The sequence below is a fragment of the Streptomyces sp. NA02950 genome (assembly GCF_013364155.1).
GTDB lineage: Bacteria > Actinomycetota > Actinomycetes > Streptomycetales > Streptomycetaceae > Streptomyces.
Map to the genome: position 1 here is coordinate 4,195,035 of NZ_CP054916.1, position 23,541 is coordinate 4,218,575.

General features: G+C 70.9%; 23 protein-coding genes. 12 read left to right on the plus strand and 11 right to left on the minus strand.

Annotated elements, in window-relative coordinates:
- Positions 1 to 203 precede the first annotated feature (203 nt).
- The 4 genes from HUT19_RS18100 to cseC are packed head-to-tail and all read left to right on the plus strand — an operon-like array spanning position 204 to position 3,524.
- On the plus strand, positions 204 to 815 hold the full coding sequence (locus HUT19_RS18100) for a SigE family RNA polymerase sigma factor (RefSeq protein WP_176181484.1): 612 nt from the start codon (positions 204 to 206) through the stop codon (positions 813 to 815).
- A 26-nt stretch (positions 816 to 841) separates the two neighbouring features.
- Positions 842 to 1,504, plus strand: a complete 663-nt coding sequence (locus HUT19_RS18105) for a hypothetical protein (RefSeq protein ID WP_254885636.1) — start codon at positions 842 to 844, stop codon at positions 1,502 to 1,504.
- Positions 1,505 to 1,513: 9 nt separating this feature from the next.
- Positions 1,514 to 2,221: a two-component system response regulator CseB gene (cseB, locus tag HUT19_RS18110; RefSeq protein WP_176181486.1), complete on the plus strand. Its 708-nt coding sequence runs from the start codon at positions 1,514 to 1,516 to the stop codon at positions 2,219 to 2,221.
- A 4-nt stretch (positions 2,222 to 2,225) separates the two neighbouring features.
- Positions 2,226 to 3,524, plus strand: coding sequence for a two-component system sensor histidine kinase CseC (cseC, locus tag HUT19_RS18115; protein WP_176181487.1), 1,299 nt, complete (start codon positions 2,226 to 2,228; stop codon positions 3,522 to 3,524).
- Positions 3,525 to 3,561: 37 nt separating this feature from the next.
- Here cseC and HUT19_RS18120 read toward each other — a convergent pair whose 3' ends face one another.
- The 3 genes from HUT19_RS18120 to HUT19_RS18130 form a co-directional block, all read right to left on the minus strand.
- Positions 3,562 to 4,020 (minus strand): VOC family protein, encoded by a 459-nt coding sequence (locus HUT19_RS18120; protein WP_176181488.1) that lies wholly within the window; start codon positions 4,018 to 4,020, stop codon positions 3,562 to 3,564.
- Between the two features lie 82 nt (positions 4,021 to 4,102).
- Positions 4,103 to 4,576: a helix-turn-helix transcriptional regulator gene (locus HUT19_RS18125; RefSeq protein WP_303331913.1), complete on the minus strand. Its 474-nt coding sequence runs from the start codon at positions 4,574 to 4,576 to the stop codon at positions 4,103 to 4,105.
- 127 nt (positions 4,577 to 4,703) lie between these two features.
- A complete protein-coding gene (locus HUT19_RS18130) occupies positions 4,704 to 6,215 on the minus strand; it encodes an MDR family MFS transporter (RefSeq protein WP_254886181.1) in 1,512 nt (503 codons plus the stop codon).
- Between the two features lie 254 nt (positions 6,216 to 6,469).
- Here HUT19_RS18130 and HUT19_RS18135 point away from each other — a divergent pair, with 254 nt between their 5' ends.
- Positions 6,470 to 7,060: a TetR/AcrR family transcriptional regulator gene (locus HUT19_RS18135; protein ID WP_176181490.1), complete on the plus strand. Its 591-nt coding sequence runs from the start codon at positions 6,470 to 6,472 to the stop codon at positions 7,058 to 7,060.
- On the opposite strand, the gene HUT19_RS18140 is transcribed toward HUT19_RS18135, so the two are convergent.
- A complete protein-coding gene (locus HUT19_RS18140) occupies positions 7,054 to 7,767 on the minus strand; it encodes a M23 family metallopeptidase (RefSeq protein WP_176181491.1) in 714 nt (237 codons plus the stop codon). The genes HUT19_RS18135 and HUT19_RS18140 overlap by 7 nt on opposite strands.
- Positions 7,768 to 8,294: 527 nt before the next feature.
- Between HUT19_RS18140 and HUT19_RS18145 the strand changes: the two genes are divergently transcribed.
- Positions 8,295 to 8,555 (plus strand): RNA-binding protein, encoded by a 261-nt coding sequence (locus HUT19_RS18145; RefSeq protein WP_176181492.1) that lies wholly within the window; start codon positions 8,295 to 8,297, stop codon positions 8,553 to 8,555.
- Positions 8,556 to 8,624: 69 nt separating this feature from the next.
- A complete protein-coding gene (locus HUT19_RS18150; protein WP_176181493.1) occupies positions 8,625 to 10,010 on the plus strand; it encodes a DUF2993 domain-containing protein in 1,386 nt (461 codons plus the stop codon).
- A 47-nt stretch (positions 10,011 to 10,057) separates the two neighbouring features.
- Here HUT19_RS18150 and HUT19_RS18155 read toward each other — a convergent pair whose 3' ends face one another.
- The 5 genes from HUT19_RS18155 to HUT19_RS18175 all read right to left on the minus strand — a co-directional run bounded on the left by HUT19_RS18155 (position 10,058) and on the right by HUT19_RS18175 (position 15,644).
- A complete protein-coding gene (locus HUT19_RS18155; protein WP_254885637.1) occupies positions 10,058 to 11,503 on the minus strand; it encodes a HAMP domain-containing sensor histidine kinase in 1,446 nt (481 codons plus the stop codon).
- Positions 11,500 to 12,240: a response regulator transcription factor gene (locus tag HUT19_RS18160; protein WP_176181494.1), complete on the minus strand. Its 741-nt coding sequence runs from the start codon at positions 12,238 to 12,240 to the stop codon at positions 11,500 to 11,502. Before HUT19_RS18160 ends, HUT19_RS18155 begins: the two co-directional genes overlap by 4 nt.
- Before the next feature lie 119 nt (positions 12,241 to 12,359).
- Positions 12,360 to 13,457, minus strand: coding sequence for a S1C family serine protease (locus HUT19_RS18165; protein WP_176181495.1), 1,098 nt, complete (start codon positions 13,455 to 13,457; stop codon positions 12,360 to 12,362).
- A 133-nt stretch (positions 13,458 to 13,590) separates the two neighbouring features.
- Positions 13,591 to 14,610, minus strand: a complete 1,020-nt coding sequence (locus tag HUT19_RS18170; RefSeq protein ID WP_176181496.1) for a LacI family DNA-binding transcriptional regulator — start codon at positions 14,608 to 14,610, stop codon at positions 13,591 to 13,593.
- 215 nt (positions 14,611 to 14,825) lie between these two features.
- Positions 14,826 to 15,644 carry a response regulator transcription factor gene (locus HUT19_RS18175; RefSeq protein WP_176181497.1) on the minus strand — a complete coding sequence of 273 codons (819 nt, stop codon included), beginning with the start codon at positions 15,642 to 15,644 and terminating at the stop codon, positions 14,826 to 14,828.
- Between the two features lie 267 nt (positions 15,645 to 15,911).
- Here HUT19_RS18175 and HUT19_RS18180 point away from each other — a divergent pair, with 267 nt between their 5' ends.
- The gene (locus tag HUT19_RS18180) at positions 15,912 to 16,802 is read left to right on the plus strand and encodes an alpha/beta hydrolase (protein WP_176181498.1); all 891 of its coding nucleotides are present in this window, start codon (positions 15,912 to 15,914) and stop codon (positions 16,800 to 16,802) included.
- A gap of 27 nt (positions 16,803 to 16,829) precedes the next feature.
- On the opposite strand, the gene HUT19_RS18185 is transcribed toward HUT19_RS18180, so the two are convergent.
- Positions 16,830 to 18,809, minus strand: coding sequence for an ABC transporter ATP-binding protein (locus HUT19_RS18185; RefSeq protein WP_176181499.1), 1,980 nt, complete (start codon positions 18,807 to 18,809; stop codon positions 16,830 to 16,832).
- 70 nt (positions 18,810 to 18,879) lie between these two features.
- Positions 18,880 to 20,622, minus strand: a complete 1,743-nt coding sequence (locus tag HUT19_RS18190) for an ABC transporter ATP-binding protein (RefSeq protein ID WP_176181500.1) — start codon at positions 20,620 to 20,622, stop codon at positions 18,880 to 18,882.
- A 120-nt stretch (positions 20,623 to 20,742) separates the two neighbouring features.
- Between HUT19_RS18190 and HUT19_RS18195 the strand changes: the two genes are divergently transcribed.
- The 4 genes from HUT19_RS18195 (at position 20,743) to HUT19_RS44300 (ending at position 23,451) form a co-directional block, all read left to right on the plus strand.
- Entirely contained in the window at positions 20,743 to 21,018 is a 276-nt protein-coding gene (locus HUT19_RS18195; protein ID WP_176181501.1) for a MoaD/ThiS family protein, read from the plus strand.
- Between the two features lie 10 nt (positions 21,019 to 21,028).
- Positions 21,029 to 22,387 (plus strand): hypothetical protein, encoded by a 1,359-nt coding sequence (locus tag HUT19_RS18200; RefSeq protein WP_176181502.1) that lies wholly within the window; start codon positions 21,029 to 21,031, stop codon positions 22,385 to 22,387.
- A 79-nt stretch (positions 22,388 to 22,466) separates the two neighbouring features.
- Entirely contained in the window at positions 22,467 to 23,153 is a 687-nt protein-coding gene (locus HUT19_RS18205; RefSeq protein ID WP_176181503.1) for a DUF2993 domain-containing protein, read from the plus strand.
- Positions 23,154 to 23,370: 217 nt separating this feature from the next.
- Entirely contained in the window at positions 23,371 to 23,451 is an 81-nt protein-coding gene (locus HUT19_RS44300) for a putative leader peptide (RefSeq protein WP_362448143.1), read from the plus strand.
- Positions 23,452 to 23,541 lie beyond the last annotated feature (90 nt).

Here is a 23,541-nt window from a genome sequence, read left to right on the forward strand (position 1 = left end):
TCTGTGACAGAGCTGTGACACGTCGCGGACCCGGTTCTGACACTCCGTCGCACCGGGTTCCGCTGTTACACAACCTATGGGTAGCTGTGCATTGGCCGAGGTGCTGATGCACATGGTGCCGCAACAGCCCCTCCGTAGCGTCCTTCCCGTGCTGGACGACCGCCAGCAATCGAATGGGGAACACAGCGGGATGGAGGCTGCGCATGTCCGGCAGCGGCAAGGTTCAGGATTTTGAAGAGTACGTGCGGAACCGGCAGGACGCCCTGCTGCGCAGCGCCCGCCGGCTGGTCCCCGACCCCGTCGAGGCGCAGGACCTCCTCCAGACCGCCCTGGTGCGCACCTACGGGCGCTGGGACGGCATAGCGGACAAGTCGCTCGCCGACGCCTACCTCCGGCGCGTCATGATCAACACCCGTACCGAGTGGTGGCGTGCCCGCAAGCTGGACGAGGTGCCCACCGAGCAGCTTCCGGAGGCCAGTGTCGAGGACGGCACCGAGCAGCACGCCGACCGCGCCCTGTTGATCGACATCCTCGGAGTTCTGGCTCCCAAGCAGCGCAGCGTCGTCGTGCTGCGACACTGGGAGCAGATGACGACGGAGGAGACGGCGGAGGCACTGGGTATGTCGACCGGCACGGTCAAGAGCACGCTGCACCGGGCACTGGCCCGGCTGCGGCAGGAGCTGGAGAGCCGCGACCTGGACGCCCGTGCGCTCGGTCGCCGCGGCGTGGAGGACGGGGCCGCCGCCCCGGTGCGGAAGCCCACCCGGCTCCGGCGCGGCCGCAACGAGCGGGGGCAGGAACGGTGCGCGGCCTGACCAGGGCCTCTCCCGTCAGGAGCGCAATGATCACCGGCGGCGCGATCGTAGGACTCGCGGCCGCCGGCGGCTGGATGCTGGCCGGCTGCGGATCCACCAGCCAGGGGGTGCGCAAGGAGGGCCCGGCGCAGACCGATTGGGCGTCGACCGCCGAGGACTCCGGCAAGCAGGCGGGCGGTGCCTCGGCCCCGCCGAAACCCACGCCCGAGAAGGTCGATCCCATACGGCTGGTCAAAGAAGACCCCCAGGTCAGCGATGACCTGAAGCAGAACCTCAAGCCCTGCCGGAAGACCACCAGGAGCACACCGCTGATCAACGGCTATCCGCTGGACGTCACCAAGGGCAAACTGACCGGATCCGCCTCCACCGATCTGGTCATCAACGTCATGGCCTGCACCGACGGCTTCGGCATCGGGTCGTATGTGTACCGCAAGGTGGGCCAGAAGTACGAGAACGTCTTCCAGGACGAGCAGCCCCCCGTCTACTCCGTCGTCGCCAAGGACTCGCTCGAGGTCACCAGGCTCTCCTACACCTCCGGGGACCCCGTCTGCTGTCCCTCGCGCGAGGACGTCATCACCTACCGTTGGTCCGGGCAGCGCCACGCGTTCGCGGAAATCACCCGCACGCACACGGATTACAGCACGCCCAACGACGGACAGACCCCGAGTGCCGACGGAACGGAAGGCTGACCCCAGGCTGTGGCCGAAACCCATGTGCTCTTCGTCGAGGACGACGACGTCATTCGCGAGGCCACCCAGCTCGCCCTGGAGCGCGACGGTTTCCTGGTGACCGCCGCGCCCGACGGGCTGACCGGACTGGAGAAGTTCCGGGCCCACCGGCCCGATATCGCGCTGCTCGATGTGATGGTCCCCGGACTGGACGGGGTGAGCCTGTGCCGCCGGATCCGCGATGAGTCCACCGTTCCCGTGATCATGCTGTCGGCCCGCGCCGACGCGATCGACGTGGTGCTCGGCCTGGAGGCCGGTGCCGACGACTACGTCACCAAGCCCTTCGAAGGCGCGGTGCTGGTCGCCCGGATCCGGGCGGTCCTGCGCCGCTTCGGCCACGCCAGCGGCCCCGGTGGCCGGGGCGGGGAGGACGCCCCGGAGGAGCCGGACTGCGGAGTGCTGCGGTTCGGCGATCTGGAGGTCGACCCGGAGGGCATGGAGGTCCGCAAGGGCGGTGAGCAGGTCGCCCTGACCCCGACCGAGATGCGGCTGCTGCTGGAGTTCTCCTCCGCGCCGGGCACCGTGCTCTCCCGAGACAAACTGCTGGAGCGGGTCTGGGAGTACGGCTGGGGCGGGGACACCCGGGTGGTGGACGTCCATGTGCAGCGGCTGCGCGGCAAGATAGGCCAGGACCGTATCGAGACGGTCCGCGGCTTCGGCTACAAGCTCAAGGGCTGACCCGGTGGTCAAGCTCGCTCTGCGCTCCGGTCTGCGCTGGAAGGTCAGCCTGGCGATCGCCGCCGTGAGCGCGCTGGTCGCGGTCGCGCTGAGCCTGGTCGTGCACAACGCGGCCCGCGTCTCGATGCTCGACAACAGCCGCAATGTGATGGACGAGCGGGTGAAGGTCGCCCAGCGCTGGTACGAGCAGTCCCGGGTGCTGGGATTCGGCGCCAAACTGGACGACCCCGAACTGCCCGAGCTGCTGAAGAAGGAGGCGTGGCGCGGACAGCGCGCCACCTACCTGGAGGACTCCGGCACCGGCACCCCCGAGGTGTGGGCCTCGGTCCCGCTGCGGAACGGCAAGGTGCTGTCCGTGCACACCCAGTTCAAGGACCGCTTCGCCGTCCTCGACGATCTGGACCGGGTGCTGATCCTGGGCTCGGTGTCGGTGGTGCTGGGCGGGATCGCGCTCGGGGTGCTCATCGGCGACCAGCTCTCGCGGCGGCTGCGCAAGGCCGCCACCGCGGCCCGCAAACTGGCCGAGGGCGACTCCGAGGTGCGGGTGCGGGACGCGATCGGCGGCCGGGTGCGCGACGAGACCGACGACCTCGCCCGCGCCGTCGACGGCATGGCCGAGGCGCTGCAGCAGCGGCTCGAGGCGGAGCGCCGGGTCACCGCCGATATCGCCCATGAGCTGCGCACCCCGGTCACCGGTCTGCTCACCGCCGCCGAGCTGCTGCCCCCGGGGCGTCCGACCGAACTGGTCCGGGACCGGGCGCAGGCGATGCGCACCCTGGTCGAGGACGTCCTCGAGGTGGCGCGGCTGGACGGCTTCGCCGAGCGCGCCGAACTCCAGGAGATCGAGCTGGGCGAATTCATCACCCGCCGGGTGCGGGTGGTGGCCCCGGACGCGGTGGTCACGCTGTTGCGCGACGCCCATGTCTCGACCGATCCGCGCAGGCTGGAGCGGATCCTCGGCAATCTCCTCGCCAACGCCGCCCGGCACGGCAGACCGCCCTTCGAGGTGACCGTCGAAGGGCGGGTGCTGCGCGTACGCGACCACGGCCCCGGCTTCCCGGAGGCGCTGCTCAAGGACGGGCCGAGCCGCTTCCGCACCGGCAGCAAGGACCGGGCGGGCAAGGGCCACGGGCTGGGGCTGACCATCGCCGCGGGCCAGGCGCGGGTGCTGGGCGCCCGGCTGACCTTCCGGAACGCGGAGCCGACGGCGGAGGGCAAGGACGGCGCGGTGGCGGTGCTGTGGCTGCCGGAGTCCGCGCCCACCAACACCGGCAGCTTCCCCGTCATCGAGGTCCCGGACTGAGCCGGGCCGCCGCGGCGCCGGACGGGCCGCCCGGGGCTCACTCCGCGGCGCTGCCGTCCCAGGGCACGCCGAGGTCCAGCTGCTCCCGGCGCTGGGTGAAGGAGAACCAGTTGCCGGAGTCGTCGCGGAAGAGCGCCTCGGTGCCGTAGGGGCGCTCCTGCGGCTCCTGGAGGAACTCCACTCCCCTGGCCTTGAGCGCCGCGTAGTCCGCGTGGATGTCGTCGGTGGTGAGCACCCCGGCGCCGAGCACGCCCTTGGCGACCAGCTTCTTCAGGGCCTCGGCCGACTCCGGGTCCAGCCCCGGGGTGCCGGGCACCATCAGGGTCAGCTCCACCTCGGGCTGGTTCTTGGCTCCGACGGTGAGCCAGCGCATGCCGTCGTCCCCGCCGATCCGCATATCGGTGCGGACTTCGAAGCCCAGCTTCTCGGTGTAGAACTCCTTCGCCTGGTCCTGGTCGAGAACCCAGACGGTGACGATCGATATTCCCTTGATCATTGCTGCCTCCGCACGCGACGCCGAATCGATGGACGCTTGCGCGTCATCGCCACGGTAGGCCGCGGGGCGCCGGCCGGGCTTCTCAAGAGTTGCTGTCCTCGGCGCCGCTCCCGGCTTCGCCCTGGGCGTCGCTCTGGGGGCCGCCCTTGAAGCCGCCGCTCCAGAGCATCGCGTAGCACCCCGGGATCAGCGCCGCGCCCCGGCCGACATGCTTCTCCCGGTAGGCGCTGGGGGTCAGCCCGGTCTGCTTCTTGAAGCTCGCCGAGAAGGTGCCCAGGCTGCTGAAGCCGACGAGGGAGCAGATCTCGGTGACGGAGAGATTGGCCGAACGCAGCAGCTCCTCGGCCCGCTCGATCCGGCGGCAGCTCAGGTACTGCCCGGGTGTGGAGCCGTAGACCGCCTTGAAGGCGCGGAGGAAGTGATAGCGGGAGTACCCGGCGTGCGCGGCGACCGCGTCCAGGTCGAGCGGCTCGGCCCAGTCGCGGTCCATCACGTCCTTGGCGAGCCGCAGCCGACGCATATGCGCCAGCCGGGCGTCGCCCGGTGTGGTCGCCATGGTCCGATGCTCGCACGCCCCACCGACACACGCCCCAATGACAGCGGGCTGCCCGGCGCCGTCCCCCGGCCCGGAGTACGGGCACGGGGTGGGCGCCGGGCAGCCCGGCTGGGGAAGTGCGTCCGGCTCAGACGGTCTCGGCCACCGGCGCGGCGTCGGCCGGGGCGGGGCCGTCCGCCGGCTTGGGCTCCGCGCCGCGCAGCGGCAGCTCCTTGATGAACCAGGAGGCCACGAAGGCGCCCACGGCGGCCAGCGAACCCCACAGGAAGACCTGGTGGGTGCCGTCGGAGACGGCGTGGGCATAGGCGTCCCTGACCGCCGGGGGCAGCTTGCCGAGCTGGGACGGCTCCAGCTGGGCGCCGCCGGAGGTGATCGCCTTCCCCTTGTTCCCGGCCCGTTCGACCATGGTGTCGTGGACCTGGTGGGTGAAGAGGGCGCCGAGGATCGCGACACCGAAGGAGCCGCCGAGGGTGCGGAAGAGCGTGGCCGAGGAGGAGCCGACGCCCATGTCCTTCATCTCCACGCTGTTCTGCGCGATCAGCATGGTGAGCTGCATCAGGAAGCCCATGCCCGCGCCGAGCACCGCCATGTGGACACCGGTGGTCAGCCGGCTGGTGCCGGTGTCCATCGTGCCCAGCAGCACCATTCCGGCGGTGAGCAGCACCCCGCCCACGATCGGGAACATCCGGTACTTGCCGGTGTCGGTGGTGATCCGGCCCACGACCAGCGAGACCAGCAGCATGGTCAGCAGCATCGGGAGCAGCAGCAGCCCGGAGTTGGTGGCTGAGGCACCCTGCACGGTCTGCTGGTACAGCGGCAGGAAGGTGAGCGCGCCGAACATCACGAAGCCGACCAGGAAGCCGACGAAGGTGATGACCGAGAAGTTGCGGCTGCGGAAGATGTGCAGCGGAAGCACCGGTTCGGCCGCCCGCCGCTCGACGTACAGGAAGGCGACGAGGGCGGCGACGGCGAGCGCGCCGAGTCCGAGGATCTGGGCCGAGGCCCAGTCGTACTCGGTGCCGCCCCAGGTGGTGATGAGCACCAGCGCGGTGATCCCGACGGTCAGCAGTCCGGCGCCGGTGTAGTCGATCCGCGCCTCGGTCCGCTTCTTCGGCAGGTGCAGCACCGCGGTGACGGCGGTCAGGGCGATCGCGCCGAGCGGCACGTTGATGTAGAAGATCCAGCGCCAGCCGAGGTGGTCGGTGAGGGTACCGCCGGCCAGCGGGCCGCCGATCATGGCGACGCCCATCACGGCGGCCATCATCCCCTGGTACTTGCCGCGCTCCCGCGGCGGCACCAGATCACCGATGATCGCCATCACTCCGACCACCAGACCACCGGCGCCCAGGCCCTGGAGCGCCCGGAAGCCGATCAGCTGCCCCATGGACTGGGCCAGGCCGGAGAGGACCGAACCCACCAGGAAGATCACGATCGAGGTGAGGAAGATGCCCTTGCGGCCGTACATGTCGCCGAGCTTGCCCCAGATGGGGGTCGAGGCGGCGGTCGCGAGCGTATAGGCCGTGACCACCCAGGAGAGGTGGTTGAGCCCGCCGAGGTCTCCCACGATCGTGGGCATCGCGGTGCCGACGATCATGTTGTCGAGCATCGCGAGCAGCATCGTGATCATCAGTGCCAGCATCACCACACCGGTGCTGCGCGGCTTCCGTTCCGCCTTCCCCTGAGGTGGCACCGAGGCGGGCGGCGCTTCACCTTTCGACTCAATCCGGGACATGATCTCCACTCCCCCTGGTTATGACATGAGACCGCAACTCGCCACTTACTTGCCGACCGGCTAGTTGCGTACAGTGGAGACGGTAGGACGTCAACTAGCCGGGCGTCAAGTAAGTAGGAGTGCGGCCCGTCGGGGCCGCACACGGACACAGGAGAGCGACCATGGGCAGCACAGCGCGCGGAGGCGAGCCGAAGGCGCGCCGGGGCGACACCCGCCAGCGCATTCAGGACGTCGCCCTGGAACTCTTCGCCGAGCGCGGTTACGAAAAGACCTCACTGCGGGAGATCGCCGAGCATCTGGAGGTCACCAAGGCCGCGCTCTACTACCACTTCAAGACCAAGGAGGACATCCTCCTCAGCCTCTTCCAGGACCTGGGGCAGCCGCTGGACGAGCTGATCGCCTGGGGCGCGGAGCAGCCCCGCACCCTGGAGACCAAGCAGGAGCTGCTGCGCCGCTACAGCGCCGCCCTGACCAATGCCGCCCCGCTGTTCCGCTTCATGCAGGAGAACCAGGCGACGGTGCGCGAGCTGAGCATCGGCCAGATCTTCAAGGACCGGATGTTCGCCGTGTCCGATCTGATCCGGGAGAGCGACGCACCCCTGTCGGACCAGGTCCGCTGTGTGACGGCGCTCTTCAGCATGCACGCCGCGCTGTTCGCGCTCCACACGATCGAGGGCGACCCCGAGGACAAGCGCAAGGCTGCCCTCGAAGTCGCCCTCGACCTGCTGGCTCAGGCCCACATGGGTCAGTAGCGGATCCCGCGGTCCTTCATGTACCGGCCGGTGTCGTAGGCCGAACCGTAGTCGGGAGTGCTGCGGCCCTCGAAGTGCAGGTGCGGACCGGTGGAGTTGCCGGTGGAGCCGGACAGGGCGATCTCCTCGCCGGTCTTCACGGTCTCGCCGATCCAGGCCCGGATCTCCGACAGGTGCGCGTACTGGGTGTAGCTGCCGTCATCGTGCTTGATCACGATGGCGTTGCCGTAGGCCGGACCGTCGCCACCGCCGTTGGGGCCCGCCTTGACGACCACACCGTCGTGGACGGCGCGCACCGAGGTGCCGGTCGGCACGACGAAGTCCTGGCCGCTGTGCTTGTTCGTCCACAGGTTGCCCGCGCGGCCGAACGGGGCGCCGAGCGTGTACTTGGCGACCGGGGTCACCCACGCGTCCTCGGCGGCCTTGGCAGCCGCGGCCTTTGCCGCGGCGATCTTCGCGGCCTTCGCGGCCGCCGCCTTCTCGGCGATGACGGCCTTCTCCACGGCGGCGGCCTGGGCCTTTACCGAGTTGCCGAGGGAACCGGCGGAGGCGACCGTCAGGGTGTCGGTGCTCTTCGTGGCTTCGGCGGCGAGCGCCACCCCGGCACCGAGCGCGACCGAGGCGCCCACGCCCGCGGCGACGACGGCGACGCGGGCGCGCCGGACGGAGCGGAGGGAAGAGCGGCTGAATATGGCACGCGGCGACATCGAGAAACGACCTCCAGAACGTCAGGGGGTACCGGCTGGGGGCCGGAAGAGACGCTCCTTGTTATCCCGTCACCGCGGTTCCGCCAAGATACGTTTCTACTAAGGAGACCAGTAGTCCTGAAAGGCGCGGGATTCCTTTGTCCGACACCTCCACAGACAGTTAAAGAGGACGCAAAATGCGTGCTGAGCTGGGAGTATGTGGCCATTCTGACCGTGGGTAAAAACTTGGCCTCCGACTATGGAGCCGTGCCTCTAATTCCCGTAGTAGGCCCGTAGCGGGCTGTGCGGCATATCACCGAGGCGTAAGATCGACTCCCGTTCCGGCGGGACTTTCGGCCGTCCGTTTCAGGACCAAGGCCCCGACCCGGAAAGGGCGCCCGGAAATGCGGTGGCCGCCCCGTCGGGCGCACGCGGCCGCTCGCGCCGGCGACCGCACATGACCGGTTCGGCTCACCCGTAATGCCTGGCGTGTTGAGCATTGAGAGCATTGACCCGATTCGCTTCACCCAGAACGAGGAGAGCCGGTCATGTCGAAGCGACTGCATGTGGGCAACCTGAGCTACCAGGTGACGAAGGATGACCTGGCGACCGTGTTCGGGCAGATCGGCGAGGTGCTGGACGCCACCGTCATCACCGACCGGGAGAGCGGCCGTTCCCGCGGGTTCGGGTTCGTGGAGATGGAGGACATGGCCGCCGAAAAGGCGATGGCCCAACTCGACGGGCAGGTGATGAACGGGCGGGCGGTGACGGTGACCGAGGCGCGCGCCGTCCCGCGCGGCGGCCGCTGAGGGTGCCGTTCGCCACGTATCGCCGATTCGACTTGCAAGGGGGGCAGTGTGCCGTGGTGGGATGTCCCGATGCGATCCCCCACACGCATATCTCCACCCCGTCCGCGAAACTCTCACACCGATGTAACCAGCACGGATCCGAACGACACGGCGTACCCCGCCGCGTACGACACCTCGTACGACGGCGTGCACGACCCGCCGCAGACAGGCTCGTACGACCCGGCCCCCGGCACTGCGCACAGCGGCCCCGGCCCCGCCGCGTACTCCAACCCGTATGAGGAACTGGCCGAGTTGGCCGATCCGTACGACCCGGACGACCCGCTCGGTCTCGGGCTCAAGGCGGATGACGAGGACGACCCCGACGGCGAGAGCGCCGACGACGAGCCGTGGTCGCCGCCCAACCACCGCCGCCGCTCCCGGCGCGGGCGCAGCCGCTTCGCGGCCGTGCCGATCGCCGCCAAGCTGGTCATCGGCGCCCTGGTGGCCACCGCGCTGCTGCTGCTGGCCGACCGCTGTGCCGTGATGTACGCGGAGAAGAAGGCCGAGGAACAGCTCCAGAAGAAGATGAGCCTGGCCACCGCACCGAATGTGACGATCCATGGATTCCCGTTCCTCACCCAGGTGTGGGACAAGCGCCTGGACGAGGTCGATGTCACGGTGCCCGATGTGGCGGCCAACCGGGTCTCGCTCGCCGAAGTGAGCGCCAAGGCCAGGGACATCCGGCTCACCGGCGATCTGCCCAGCTCCATCCACGGCGCCGTGGCGGGCCAGATGAAGGGCGATGTGCTGCTGGCGTTCGAGGACCTCAACCGCGAACTGGGCGCGTCCCAGCTGCGGTTCAGGGCGACCGGCCCCGAGTCGGTGCGCGCCGACGGCAAACTGCCGGTCGCCGGGCAGGAGGTGACGATGCACGCCATGGCGCGGATCCGACGCGACGGGGACCGGGGAATCTCCACCAGTGTCAGCGGGATGCGGCTGGACATGCCCGGAGTCGCCACCTACCGGCCCGGCCGTCACGAGGGACTGCGGCTGCACCGCAAGACCGCGGAGCGGATCAGCCGGGACGCCGAGAAGGCCAAAGCGCTGCTGACCGTGGGATCGGTGGCGCGGCAGCTCGGGGTGGAGCCGGAGTCCGCGGGCCGGTCGGTGCCGGGTGGTGACGAGCGGGTGGACCGGATCACCACGTCCCCGAAGTTCGTCCCGGCGCTCATGAAGGTCAACTTCGTCGACCTGGTGGCCGAACACCCCCAGCTGGTCAAGAGGCTGGGGATCAACCCGGCGGTGGCCTCCGCGCTGACCAAGCTGAAGGTGCCGGAGCTGTCGGAGAAGCTGTCGCTCTCGTTCCAGCTGCCGAAGAAGGCCAAGGGCGTCCACATCCAGAACATCCGGGTGCGGCCGGACGGCATCGTGGCCGACCTGGTCGGCACCGAACTGCATCTGGGCAAGACCCGCTGACCGCTCCACGGGAACTGCCGCGAGGTACCGCCATCCGTCCGCGGGCCTCAGTCCCAGCCCACCGGCCCCACCGGCCCCGCCTCCCCGGGCGGGGCCGTGGGCGCGCCCGGGAGCCGGACCCAGGCGACGGTGCCGCCGCCCTCCGCGGGCCGCAGACCCACCTCGCCGCCGGACCGCTGGACGGCGCGGGCCACGATCGACAGCCCCAGCCCGGAGCCGGGGAGGCTGCGGGCGGACGGGGAGCGCCAGAACCGCTCGAAGACATGCGGCAGTTCATCCTTCGCGATACCGGGCCCACGGTCCCGCACCGTCAGCTCTCCCCTTCTGAGCGCGACATCGACCACACCACCCGAAGGGCTGAACTTCACGGCGTTGTCGAGCAGGTTGACCAGCGCCCGTTCCAGGGCCGCCGGTTCCCCGCGGACGTACCAGGGGTCCAGCGCGGCGTCGACGGTCAGTCCCACACCACGCAGCCGCGCCCGCTCCACCGCGGTCATCGCCACCTCGTGCAGGGCGACCACCTGGAGCGGCCCGCTGCCGGGCAGCGCGTCCGGCCGGGCCAGCTCCTGGAGATCGCCGATCAGCGCGGCCAGTTCGGTCACCTGGGCCTTGACGCTGGCCATCAGCGCGTCGCGGTCGGCGGGCGGCAGTGCGCGGCCGGTCTGCTCGCTGCGCACCAGCAGCTCCACATTGGTGCGCAGCGAGGTGAGCGGGGTGCGCAGCTCGTGACCGGCGTCCGCGATCAGCTGCTGCTGACGGTCGCGGGAGGAAGCGAGGGCGGCCGCCATGGAGTTGAAGGACCGGGACAGCCGGGCGATCTCGTCGTCGCCGTGGGCGGGGATCCGTACGGCCAGGTCCTCGGTGCGGGCCACATGCCCGACCGCCTCGGCCAGCCGGTCCACCGGTCTGAGCCCGGTCCGTGCGATCCACAGGCCCGCCACCCCGGCGCCGAGCACCCCGACGCCCGCGACCACCAGCATCACCAGGGCGAGGGTGTTCAGCGGTTCGGTGACCTCGTTCAGGGGGCGGGAGACGGAGACGGCCATCGAGGGGATGCCGTCCTGCGGGGAGGTGACGAAGGTGTACACCCGCATCCGGGTGCCGTCCGCCGCCGTGCTGTCGTGGGTGACGTCGTTCAGCCGCCCCCGGGCCACGGCGATGTCGTCCCCGGTCACCTTGACCGCCCGGGAGCCGCGGGCGACGCACCGGTCGCCGTCGGGCAGCACCAGCTGCACATCGGAGGCGCCGGGCCGGGATCCGGCGCCCGGCTGGGACTGGGGCGAGCAGGTGTTCTGCGCCTCCACCAGATCGCGGACATAGACCCCGGAGACATCGTGGAGCTTGTTGTCCAGTGCGCTCGTCAGCTGCTCCCGGGTGACGAACCAGCAGGCGAACGCGGACACCGCCACCGCGACTGCCACCGCGACCGCGGTCAGCAGCGCCAGCCGGGAGCGCAGCGGCAGCCGCGAGCGCAGCGGACCGCGCCTGGTCACGAGGGATCGCCGTCCGCCGGCCGCAGGACGTAGCCCACTCCGCGGACGGTGTGCACCAGCCGCGGTTCCCCGCCCGCCTCCGTCTTGCGGCGCAGATACATGACGTACACATCGAGCGAGTTGGACGAGGGCTCGAAGTCGAAGCCCCACACCGCCTTGAGGATCTGCTCCCGGGTGAGCACCTGGCGGGGATGGGCGAGGAACATCTCCAGCAGGGTGAACTCGGTCCGGGTCAGCTCCACCCGGCGCGCGCCGCGCTTCACCTCGCGGGTCGCCAGGTCCATCCGCAGATCGCCGAAGGTGAGCACGTCGTCCTCGGCGACCGCCTCGTGCGCGGCGGCGGCGTAGGAGCTGCGGCGCAGCAGGGCGCGGATACGGGCCAGCAGCTCATCGAGTTCGAAGGGTTTGACCAGGTAGTCGTCGGCGCCCGCGTCCAGCCCGGTGACCCGGTCGCCGACGGTGTCCCGGGCAGTGAGCATCAGTACCGGTACGGTCACTCCGGTCGCGCGCAGCCGCCGGGCGGCGGTCAGCCCGTCCATGCGGGGCATCAGCACATCGAGCACGATCAGCTCGGGGCCCCAGCTGCCGGCCTTCTCCAGCGCGTCCAGACCGTCGACGGCGGTCTCGGTCGTATAGCCCTCGAAGACCAGGCTGCGCCGCAGGGCTTCGCGGACGGCCGGCTCGTCGTCGACGATCAGGATGCGGGCGGACTGCTCGCCGTGGTCGGCGGGGGTCATGGGCCGGTTTCCTCACAGATGACGGTGGGGCGGTGGTCTCCGCGCCGGTGGATGGCGGGGCGCCGCGCCGGACGGTGGCGGGCGCCGCTGCCAGCCTCGCACGCCGCGGAGGCGATGGGTCAGGAGCGGGTGCCGCCGTCGCGCAGGGTGTCCAGATCGGCCTTGAGGGTGTTGACCGGGATGGAGAAGCCGAGGCCGACGCTGCCCTGGCTGCCGGAGCCGCCGGAGCCGCCGGAAGCCGTGGAGTACATGGCCGAGTTGATGCCGATGACCTGGCCCTTCATATTGATCAGGGCACCGCCGGAGTTGCCGGGGTTGAGCGAGGCATCGGTCTGGATGGCCTTGTAGGACGTGGTGGAGGGTCCGACGTCGCCGTTGTACTGGCCGCCGCCGAACTCGAAGGGCCACCGCCCGCCGTCCCGCCCCTGCCCCTGGTCCTCGCCCGTGGAGACGGTGACCTTGCGGTCGAGCGCGGAGACGATCCCGCTGGTGACGGTGCCGGTCAGCCCCTCGGGGGAGCCGATGGCCACCACCTGGTCGCCCACCTGGACCCGGCTGGAGTCGCCGAGGGTCGCGGGCTTGAGTCCGCTCGCGCCCTTCACCTTGATCAGCGCGAGGTCCTTGCCGCTGTCGGTGCCGACGACCGACGCGCTCCGGGTGCTGCCGTCGTGGAAGGACACCTTGATCGAGGCGGCGCCGGAGATCACATGGTTGTTGGTGATGATCTCGCCGTCGCGGGTGAGGACCACTCCGGAGCCGGTGGCCTTGCCGTTCGCCGAGGAGGCGCTGATCTCGACGATGCTCGGGCTCACCGCCGTCGCCACCGCCGCGACCCCGCTGTCGCTGCGGGAGTCGGCGTTGACGACCGGGGTGGAGATTTCGGTACCGGGCTTGTCCATGGCCCGTACGGCCAGGGCCGACGCCCCGCCGCCGACCAGCGCGGAGACCGCCGCCACCGCCGCGATCAGCGCCATGGAGCGCGGCGCGCGCCGCCTGCCGCGGCGGCCGCCGGGCCGCGGCCCGTCCGCGAAGGCGGCGGTGTCCGCACCGCCGCCCGCACCACCCGACCCGCCCGGCCACACGGTGGCCCCGGAGGGGGTGATGACCGGCTGCTGGGGCTGGTACGGAGGCGGCGCCGGCGCCGGGTGGCCGGGCGTACCGCCGTAGGAGAAGGGCTGAGGCTCGTCATCGCGGCTGTGCCGCGTGCTGTCCGTCATGGTTCGACGGTGTCGCGGCAGTATGAGAGCAGCGTGAGGAACTACTGAGAAGCCCGGCAGAAACCGGTATGTCCGGGATAAGGAAGACCCTCTCACCCGGATCCGCGGGCTCCGGGCCGGACGGCGCTCAGCCTCAGCCGCAGCCGCAGGAGCGCCGGACCACCAGCGCCGACGGGAACTGCTTGACCCGCTCGCGGCGCGAGCCGTTCCGTACGCCGTCGTCCAGCACCAGGTCCACCGCGGCCCGCGCCATCGCCGGGCGGTCGGAGCCGACCGTGGTCAGCGGCGGATCGGTGAGCCCGGCTTCCTTCACATCGTCGAAGCCCGCGACCGCCAGCTGTCCGGGGACGTCGATGCGCAGTTCACGCGCCGCCCGCAGGACACCGAACGCCTGGTCGTCGGTGGCGCAGAAGATGGCCGGGGGCCGGTCGGGACCGGCGAGCAGCCCGAGGGCGACCTGATAGGCGTCGTAGCGGTTGTACGGGGCCTGGAAGAGCCGTCCTTCGGTGGACCGCCCGGCCTCCTTCATGGCCCGGCGCCAGCCCTCGACGTGGTCGGTCACCGGGTCGCCGACGGTGGGGGTTATCTCGGTGCCGCCGAGGCAGGCCACGTACTCATGGCCGTGTTCCAGCAGATGACGTACGGCCAGTTGGGCACCGCCGACGTCGTCCAGCACCACGGCCACGTCGTCGATCGCCTCGGGGCGCTCGTGGAGCAGCACCACCCGGGCGTCCCACGCCTCGATCTCGGCGGCGGCGTTCTCGCTGGGGCCCTGGCTGATGAGGATCAGCCCGGACACCCGCATCCCCAGGAAGGCGCGCAGATAGTGCACTTCGCGGTCGTCGAGGTAGTCGGAGTTGCCGACGAGCACCATCTTTCCGCGCTCGGCGGCCGCCTGCTCGACGGCGTGCGCCATCTCCGCGAAGAACGGCTGCCGGGCGTCCGGGACGATCAGCCCTATCAGGTCGGTCCGCCGGCTCGCCATCGCCTGCGCGACGCGGTCCGGCCGGTAGCCGAGCTCCTTGATCGCGGCAAGCACCCGCTCGCGCGTGGCCGGGGCGACCGGCCTTGGTCCGTTATTGATGACGTAGCTGACGACCGCGGTCGAGGTCCCCGCCAGTCTTGCCACATCATCCCGCGTCACCTTGGCCACGCGCGGCAGTCTACGCGGGTCCAGCTAGTGCCGCGTCAGTCAAGGTTTGCCCGGCGGCGAGGCGTCCTGGCGCGTGCGATCGCAAGGCGGCCGGAAGCCCTCGCAGGGGGCCTGCCCGGGCTTTCGGCCAGCGCGGCGAGAGGGGGCACCTCCCAGCGGTAGCTGGGGGGAGCGTGCCAGGGCGGCGAGCGGGGCGAACCTCGGCTGACGCGGCACTAGGTATTGGCGGCTCCTGCGGTACCCGCTTTCGGCGCGGACCGCGCGGTGTCCTCGGCGGCTCCGGCGGTGCGGTCCGGACCGTCGCCGCGGGCGGCGTCCCGGGCCGACGCCTTGGCTCTCGCCTCCTCGGCGGCGCGCTCGACCTTCTCGGGCACGACGAACCGATAGCCCACGTTCCGTACGGTCCCGATCAGGGACTCGTGCTCCGGGCCCAGCTTGGCGCGCAGCCGCCGGACGTGGACGTCGACCGTGCGGGTGCCGCCGAAGTAGTCGTAGCCCCAGACCTCCTGGAGCAGCTGCGCGCGGGTGAAGACCCGGCCGGGGTGCTGGGCGAGGTACTTCAGCAGCTCGAACTCCTTGAATGTGAGATCGAGCACACGGCCCTTGAGCTTGGCGCTGTAGGTGGCCTCGTCGACCGAGAGATCGCCGTTGCGGATCTCCATCGGGCTGTCGTCGGTGGTGATCTGCTGGCGGCCCATGGCCAGCCGCAGCCGGGCCTCCACCTCGGCCGGACCCGCGGTGTCCAGCAGTACGTCGTCGATGCCCCAGTCGGCGGTGACGGCGGCGAGGCCGCCCTCGGTCACCACCAGGACCAGCGGGCAGCCGGGACCGGTGGACCGCAGCAGCTGGCACAGGCTGCGCACCTGCGGCAGATCGCGGCGGCCGTCGATCAGGATGACGTCGGCGCCCGGGGTGTCCACCAGGGCCGGGCCCTCCGCCGGGGCGACCCGCACGCTGTGCAGCAGCAGGCCGAGGGCGGGGAGCACCTCCGTCGAGGGCTGGAGTGCGTTGGTCAGCAGCAGGAGGGAACTCATCGTCCACCACCCGCCTCGGTCGTGGTTCTGACATTGAGCACGCTTCGCTCGCCCATTACCTCGGTTCCTCCTCGGTCCCTTGCGAGAGGGGGCACCTCCCAGGCAGCGCCTGGGGGAGTCTGCGGCTACTTCTTCGGCTACTTCGTCGTACGGTCTGCTCCGCGCCCTTGGAGCGTGTGCCCGCTCATACGCGCACCGTGCCCCTGAAAGCACAAAAGGACCCGGGGGCAACGCTGCCCGGATCCTCTTCACAGCAGAATAACCCACATGACACCCAGTGGAGAGGCTCAATCTGCTCGACGTTCCGTGCCGTCGGTCACTGCGCGCGATCACAGGGCCACTCTGCTGACGGCGGACGGGGTCCCGATCGAGGCCCGCTACGAGCCGTCCCCGGCGCCTGCCGCCGCACCCCCCGCGCCATCAGCCGCCCTCGCGCTGGTGGTCGCGCACGGTTTCACCGGCGCTCTTAAGCGCCCGGCGCTGCGGCGGGTGGCTCAGGCATTTGCCCAGCACACGGCCGTGATCACGTTCTCGTTCCGGGGCCATGGCCGGTCCGGCGGCCGGTCCACAGTGGGCGACCGGGAGGTGCTGGACCTCGCCGCCGCGGTGCGCTGGGCCCGGCGGCTCGGCCATCGGCGGGTCGCCACTGTCGGTTTCTCGATGGGCGGCTCGGTGGTACTCCGGCATGCCGCGCTGTACGGACCGGGTGGCGAAAATCAGCCGCCCGACGGAATCGGTAGCGGGGAGCGTGAGGGGCGCACGGGGGCGCGCGCCGATGCGGTGATCTCTGTGAGTGCTCCCGCGCGCTGGTACTACCGAGGGACCGCGCCGATGCGACGGGTGCACTGGGCGATCACCCGCCCGGCCGGACGGCTGGTCTCCCGGTACGGGCTGCGCACCCGGATCGACGGCAGCGGCTGGGACCCCGAACCGCTGCCGCCGGTGGCCGCGGCAGCGCTGATCGCGCCGACCCCGCTGCTGATCGTGCACGGCGACCGGGATCCGTACTTCCCGCTGGACCATCCGCGGATGCTGGCGGCTGCGGCCGATCCGTCGTCCACACAGCTGTGGATCGAGCCGGGGTTCGGCCACGCGGAGACGGCGGCACCGGACGGTCTGCTGGAGCGGGTGGCGGGCTGGGCGCTGGCCCACGCCTGAGGACCGCGCCGGAGGGGCCCGGGCCCCTTACTCCGCCTCGACCGCCGCCTCCGCGAACTGCGCCCTGTACAGCCGGGCGTACGCACCCCGCGCCGCCAGCAGCGTGTCATGGGTGCCCTGCTCCACGATGTGCCCGTCCTCCATCACCAGGATGACGTCGGCGTCGCGGATGGTGGACAGCCGGTGCGCGATCACAAAGCTGGTCCGGCCGGTCCGCAGGGAGGCCATCGCCTTCTGGATCAGCACCTCGGTGCGGGTGTCCACCGAACTGGTCGCCTCGTCCAGCACCAGGATCGACGGCTCCGAGAGGAACGCGCGGGCGATCGTGATCAGCTGCTTCTCACCGGCGCTGACGTTGGAGCCCTCCTCGTCTATCACGGTGTCGTAGCCGTCCGGCAGGGTCCGGACGAAGCGGTCCACATAGGTGGCCTTCGCCGCCTCCACGATCCGCTCGAAACTCGCGCCCTGCGCGCCGTACGCGATGTTCTCCGCGATGGTGCCGCCGAACAGCCAGGTGTCCTGGAGCACCATGCCGATGTGGGAGCGCAGGTCCTCGCGCGACATCGTGGCGATGTCCATCCCGTCCAGGGTGATCCGCCCGTCGCTGACCTCGTAGAACCGCATCAGCAGATTGACCAGGGTGGTCTTTCCGGCGCCGGTCGGTCCGACGATGGCCACGGTCTGGCCGGGCCGCACCGACAGCGACAGCCCGTCGATCAGCGGCTTGTCCGGCTGGTAGCGGAAGGAGACCTCCTCGAACTCGACCTGTCCGCGCAGCGAATCGCGCACCGAATCGCCCACGGTCTCCGGCCGCGGCGCCCGCTCCGGGTCCGGGCTCTGCTCGTCGGCGTCCAGCAACTCGAAGACGCGCTCGGCCGACGCCACCCCGGACTGCACCAGGTTCGCCATCGAAGCCACCTGGGTCAGCGGCTGGCTGAACTGCCGGGAGTACTGCACAAACGCCTGGACGTCACCGATCGACAGCGCGCCACTGGCCACCCGGAGCCCGCCGACCACCGCCACCAGCACATAGTTGATGTTGCCGATGAACATCATCGCGGGCTGGATGAGCCCGGAGATGAACTGGGCCCTGAAGCCCGCCTCGTACAGCTTCTCGTTCTGCTCGCGGAACAGCTCCGCGGACTCCTTCTCCCGCCCGAAGACCTTCACCAGCGAGTGGCCGGTGTACATCTCCTCGATATGGGCGTTGAGCCTGCCCGTGGTCTTCCACTGGCTGACGAACTGCGGCTGGGCCCGCTTGCCGACCTTGGTGGCGACCAGCACCGACACCGGGACGGTCACCAGCGCCACCAGCGCCAGCAGCGGCGAGATCCAGAACATCATCGCCAGCACACCGACGATCGTCAGCAGCGAGGTCATGATCTGGCTGAGGGTCTGCTGAAGCGTCTGCTGGACGTTGTCGATGTCGTTGGTGGCGCGGGAGAGCACCTCACCGCGCGGCTGCCGGTCGAAGTACGACAACGGCAGCCGGGCCAGCTTGTGTTCGACGTCCTCGCGCAGCCGGAAGACCACACGCTGGACCACCACCATGGCCACCCGCGCCTGGATCAGGCCGAGCAGCGAGGCGAACACATAGATCGCCAGCACCCACAGCAGCACATCGCCGACCGCGCCGAAGTCGATGCCCTGGCCGGGGTGGACGTCCATGGACGCGACCATGTCGGCCACCGTGTCCTGGCCGTCCCGGCGCAGCCGCTCGACGGCCTGCTCCTTGGTGACGCCGTCGGGCAGCCGGCGCCCGATGATGCCCGCGAAGATCAGGTCGGTCGCCCGGCCGAGGATCAGCGGGCCCAGCACCGACAGCGCGACGCTGACCGCGCACAGGGCGAGCACGGCCAGCACGATGCCGCGCTCGGGGCGCAGCCTGCCCAGCAGCCGGCGGCCGGAGCCGCGGAAGTCCATGGACCGCTCGGTGGGCTGGCCGCCCATGAAGCGGGCGGGGCCGGCGGCGGGTGCCGGGCCCCTGCGAGGCGCCGGGGTACTCATGGGCGGCCCTTCGGGAACGCGTACGGGAACGACGGACGGCGGAAGCGGCGGCGGTGGCGCGACGGGCCGCTCATGCGGCTTCCTGCTCGGTGAGCTGGGAGAGCACGATCTCGCGGTAGGTCTGGTTGCCGGCCATCAGTTCGGTGTGGGTGCCGGTGCCCACGACGCGCCCGGCGTCGAGGACCACGATCTGGTCGGCGCCGCGGATGGTGGACACCCGCTGGGCGACGATGACGACGGTCGCGTCCTGCGTCTCGCCCGCGAGCGCCGCCCGCAGCCGGGCGTCGGTGGCGTAGTCGAGCGCCGAGAAGGAGTCGTCGAAGAGGTAGACCGAGGGCTTGCGGACCAGGGCGCGGGCGATGGCCAGCCGCTGCCGCTGGCCGCCGGAGACATTGGAGCCGCCCTGGGCGACGGCGGCGTCGAGCCCGCCCTCCATGGCCTCCACGAAGTCCCGGGCCTGGGCGGTCTCCAGGGCCCGCCACAGCTCCTCGTCGGTGGCGTCCGGCTTTCCGTAGCGCAGATTGGAGGCGACGGTGCCGGAGAAGAGGTACGGCTTCTGCGGGACGAGCCCGATGGCCCGCGACATCACCTCGGTGTCGAGGTCGCGTACGTCCACGCCGTCGATGTGGACGCTGCCGTCGGTCGCGTCGAACAGCCGGGGCACCAGACCGAGGAGGGTGGACTTGCCGCTGCCGGTCGAGCCGATCACGGCGGTGGTCCGGCCGGGCCGGGCGATCAGCGAGATCTCGCGGAGCACGGGCTCCTCGGCGCCGGGGTAGCGGAACTCCACGCCCCGCAGCTCCAGGAGACCGCGCCCGCCGCCGGAAGGCGCGGGCACGACGGGCACCAGCGGGGGAGCCACGCTGGTCCGGGTGTCCAGCACCTCCTGGACGCGCTCGGCGCACACCTCGGCGCGCGGCACCATCATGAACATGAAGGTGGCCATCATGACCGCCATCAGAATCTGCATCAGGTAACTGAGGAAGGCGGTCAGCGCGCCGATCTGCATTCCGCCGCTGTCGATGCGGTGTCCGCCGAACCAGACCACGGCCACGCTGGAGAGGTTCACCACCAGCATCACCGCGGGGAACATCAGCGCCATCAGCCGCCCGGCGCGCAGCGAGACGTCCATCAGGTCGCTGTTGGCCCCGGTGAAGCGGTCGCGCTCATGGGTGTCACGGACGAAGGCCCGGATCACCCGGATCCCGGTGATCTGCTCGCGCAGCACCCGGTTGACGGTGTCGATGCGCTCCTGGACGCCGCGGAACAGCGGGCGCATCCTGCGGACGATCAGGGTGACGATGACCCCGAGCACCGGGACGATCAGCAGCAGCAGTGCGGAGAGCGGAACGTCCTGGTTGAGCGCCATGATCACGCCGCCGATGCACATGATCGGCGCCGAGACCATCAGGGTGAAGGCCATCAGGCACAGCATCTGCACCTGCTGGACGTCATTGGTGGTCCGGGTGATCAGCGAGGGCGCCCCGAAGTGCCCCATCTCACGGGCGGAGAAGGACTGCACCCGGTCGAAGACCGCGGCCCGTACATCGCGGCCGAGCGCCATGGCGGTGCGGGCGCTGAAGTAGACGGCGCCGATGGAGCACACGATCTGCACCACCGTCACCGCGATCATGAAACCGCCGATGCGCAGGATGTAGCCGGTGTCCCCCTTCACCACCCCGCCGTCGATGATGTCGGCGTTGAGGGTGGGCAGATAGAGCGTTGCCAGCGTCTGCACCAGCTGCAACAGCACGATCAGCGCGATCGTTCGGGTGTGGGGTCGGAGATATCCCCGCATAAGTCGGACCAGCACACCAGAACATTAAGCGAGGGCACCGACACCGGGCCTCTTATTTCTCGGGGCCGCCGTTGGTCCCGGACCGGTGCCCGCACCCGTCATCATGGAGGCGGCAGAAGACGGGAAGGGATCGCGATGGCGATGAAGAACGCGCCCACCGGCACCATCCGGTACTGGGCCGCGGCCCGCGCGGCGGCCGGTACGTCGGAGGAACCGTACAGCGCGGTGACGCTGGCCGAGGCGCTCGACGCGGCCCGGCGGCGGCACATCGCGCGCCCGGAGTTCGCCCGGGTGCTGATGCGCTGTGCGTTCCTGGTCGACGGCACGCCCGTCGGTACCCGCGACCACAAGACGATCCAACTGGCCGAGGGCGGCACGGTCGAGGTGCTCCCGCCGTTCGCAGGAGGGTGACCCCGAGGTCATGAGCAACCAGCCGCACAACCCGCAGAACCCGTACGAGCCCTATGGTCCGTACGGGTCCCCGGAGACGCCGTACGGGGGACAGCAGCCGCCCGCCGATCCGTACGGCGGCTACGGACAGGGCGGGTACGACCAGAACGGGTACGACCAGAACGGGTACGACCAGAACGGGCAGCCGCGACAGGGGTACGGCGGACAGCACGACCAGAGCCGGCACCCCGACATCCAGGCCCACGCCCAGCACGCCCAGCACCCGGGCTATGCCCAGCAGCAGGCGTACGGCCGACCGGGGCAGCACCCGCAGGCGTACCCGGACCCCTACACCGCCCCGCAGCACCCGCAGCACCCGCACCACCACCAGCAGGGGCACCCGCAGGGTTATCCGCAGCAGTCGTACACCCCCGGCTGGGACCAGCAGCAACACCAGCAGCGGCACCCGCACCACCACCCTCAGCCCGCCGCCGCGTTCGCGGCGCACGGCCCCCAGGGTCCCGCGCCCGCCACCGCGGCCCCCGCGGCCACGGCGGACCCGACCGGTCCGGAGCGTCCGGCCGCCGGGGCACCCGCCGCGTCCGAGGAGGAGTCCCGGCCGCTCACCGCCGCCGAGAAGGCCCGTGCCGAGGGCCGCCCCCAGATCCTCCACCCGGGCCTCGTCCCGGCCGCCCTCACCACCGCCATCGCCGCGCTGCTCGCGGGGGCCGCGCCGCTGGGCCGCCCGGCGGTCGCCGTCGTGGTGGTGCTGCTCCAGGCGGTCACGGCGGCCGGCTGGTTCCGGCTGAACGGCATGTGGCCCGCGCGGCAGGGCATCGCGCTCGCCTTCGCGGGCGGGCTGGCAGCCACCGCCGGGCTGCTCGCCACCGAGCGGGTGCACGCCCCGACGGTGATCATCGGCACGCTCGGGGTCTGGCTGCTGCTGGTGCTCGTCCTCCAGCTGCGCAGCCACGGCGCGCCGGACGAGCGGCTGTACGGCCTGACCGCCACCGTGGCCTCCACCGCCCTCGCCGTGATCGCGGCCGGGTACCTGGCCACGGCCGCCGTGGCGACCGACGCCGTGGTGGTGGGCGCGGCCGGAGTGGCGGTGGCCGTGCTGGTGCGCGCGGTGCCGCTGCCGATCGCCGTGTCCGTGGTCGTGGCGTTGCTCGCCGCAGCGGGCGCGGGCGCCGGGGCCGGACAGCTCACCGGCACCGGCGGCACGGACGCCGCGGTGCTGGGTCTGGCGGCCGGGGTGTGCGCGCTGGTCGGCCACCGGGTGGCCGCTTACGACTACCCCTCCCGCTTTGTGCACCTGACCGCCGGGGTGGCGCTGCCGCTCGCGGCCGCCGCCCCCGTCGTCTATGTGATCGGCCGCGCACTGGTCTGACGTTCCGGACCCCCGGCGCATCGCTCCGGATAGGCTCTCAGGCGAGCGTCTGAGCGAGAGCCAGGGGGACCCACAGCACATGCGCGCACTACGCATCACACTGATCGTCGTCGTGATACTCGGCGGCCTCTTCGTCGCCGCGGACCGGATCGCGGTCAGCATCGCCGAGTCCAAGGCCGCGGACAAGATCAAGAGCTCTCAGGGGCTGACCGGCACACCCGATGTCTCGATCAAGGGCTTTCCGTTCCTCACCCAGGTCGTGGGCAAGGAGCTGGACGAGGTCGACATCAGCATGGAGGGGCTGACGACGGACGCGGGCAACGGGCGCAGCGTCCGGGTCTCCGAACTCGACGCCCAGTTGCACACGGTGGGCATCTCGGGCGACTTCTCGTCGGCCACCGCGGACCGCGCCACCGGCTCGGCCCACATCAGCTACGCGGACCTCTCGCGCGCCGCGGGCCCGGGGATCACGGTCGCCTACGACCCGTCGGGCAGGAACCGGGTCAAGATCACCGGCAGTCTGCTGGGCTTCACCCTCACCGCGCGCTCCACCATCACCGTGGTGAACGGGGACACCATCAAGCTGCACGCCGAGTCCATCCCCGGCGGCTCCGTCCCGCGCTGGGAGGAGAAGGTCCGTGAGCGCACCGACATGGAGCGCAAGGTCGAGGGGCTGCCGACCGGGATGCGGCTGGACACGGTGAAGACCGACAAGGACGGCATGGACGTCTCGGTCGCGGGGAACAACGTCGAACTGACGGGCTGAGCCGCACCTCCGGCCGCCCGGACACCCGTCCGCGGACCCCGGGTCCCATGCAGTGAGACGATCACGTCCGCGACAACGCACACCCATGGCCGCCGCGGGGCTCCGCGGCGGCCCCTCCGGGGCACTCTCCGCATCGCATCCCACATGGTGGACAATCACGTCTCATCATCCGACACGCCGGTGACACGCCCACCCGTCCGTCCCTACGATCGGACGCATGAAGCGACAGGCGGATCTCACGAAGCGGCGGGCAGTCGACCTGTGCCGCGTCGCCGCCATGCTCTGTCACGCCGTCTGAGACGAGGACGCGTGGCCGCCGACGAGATGCCCCCGGCCCGCCCTCCTCGGCCCGTCAGCCGGATCTTCCCGCACTCCGCTCGTACGCTCG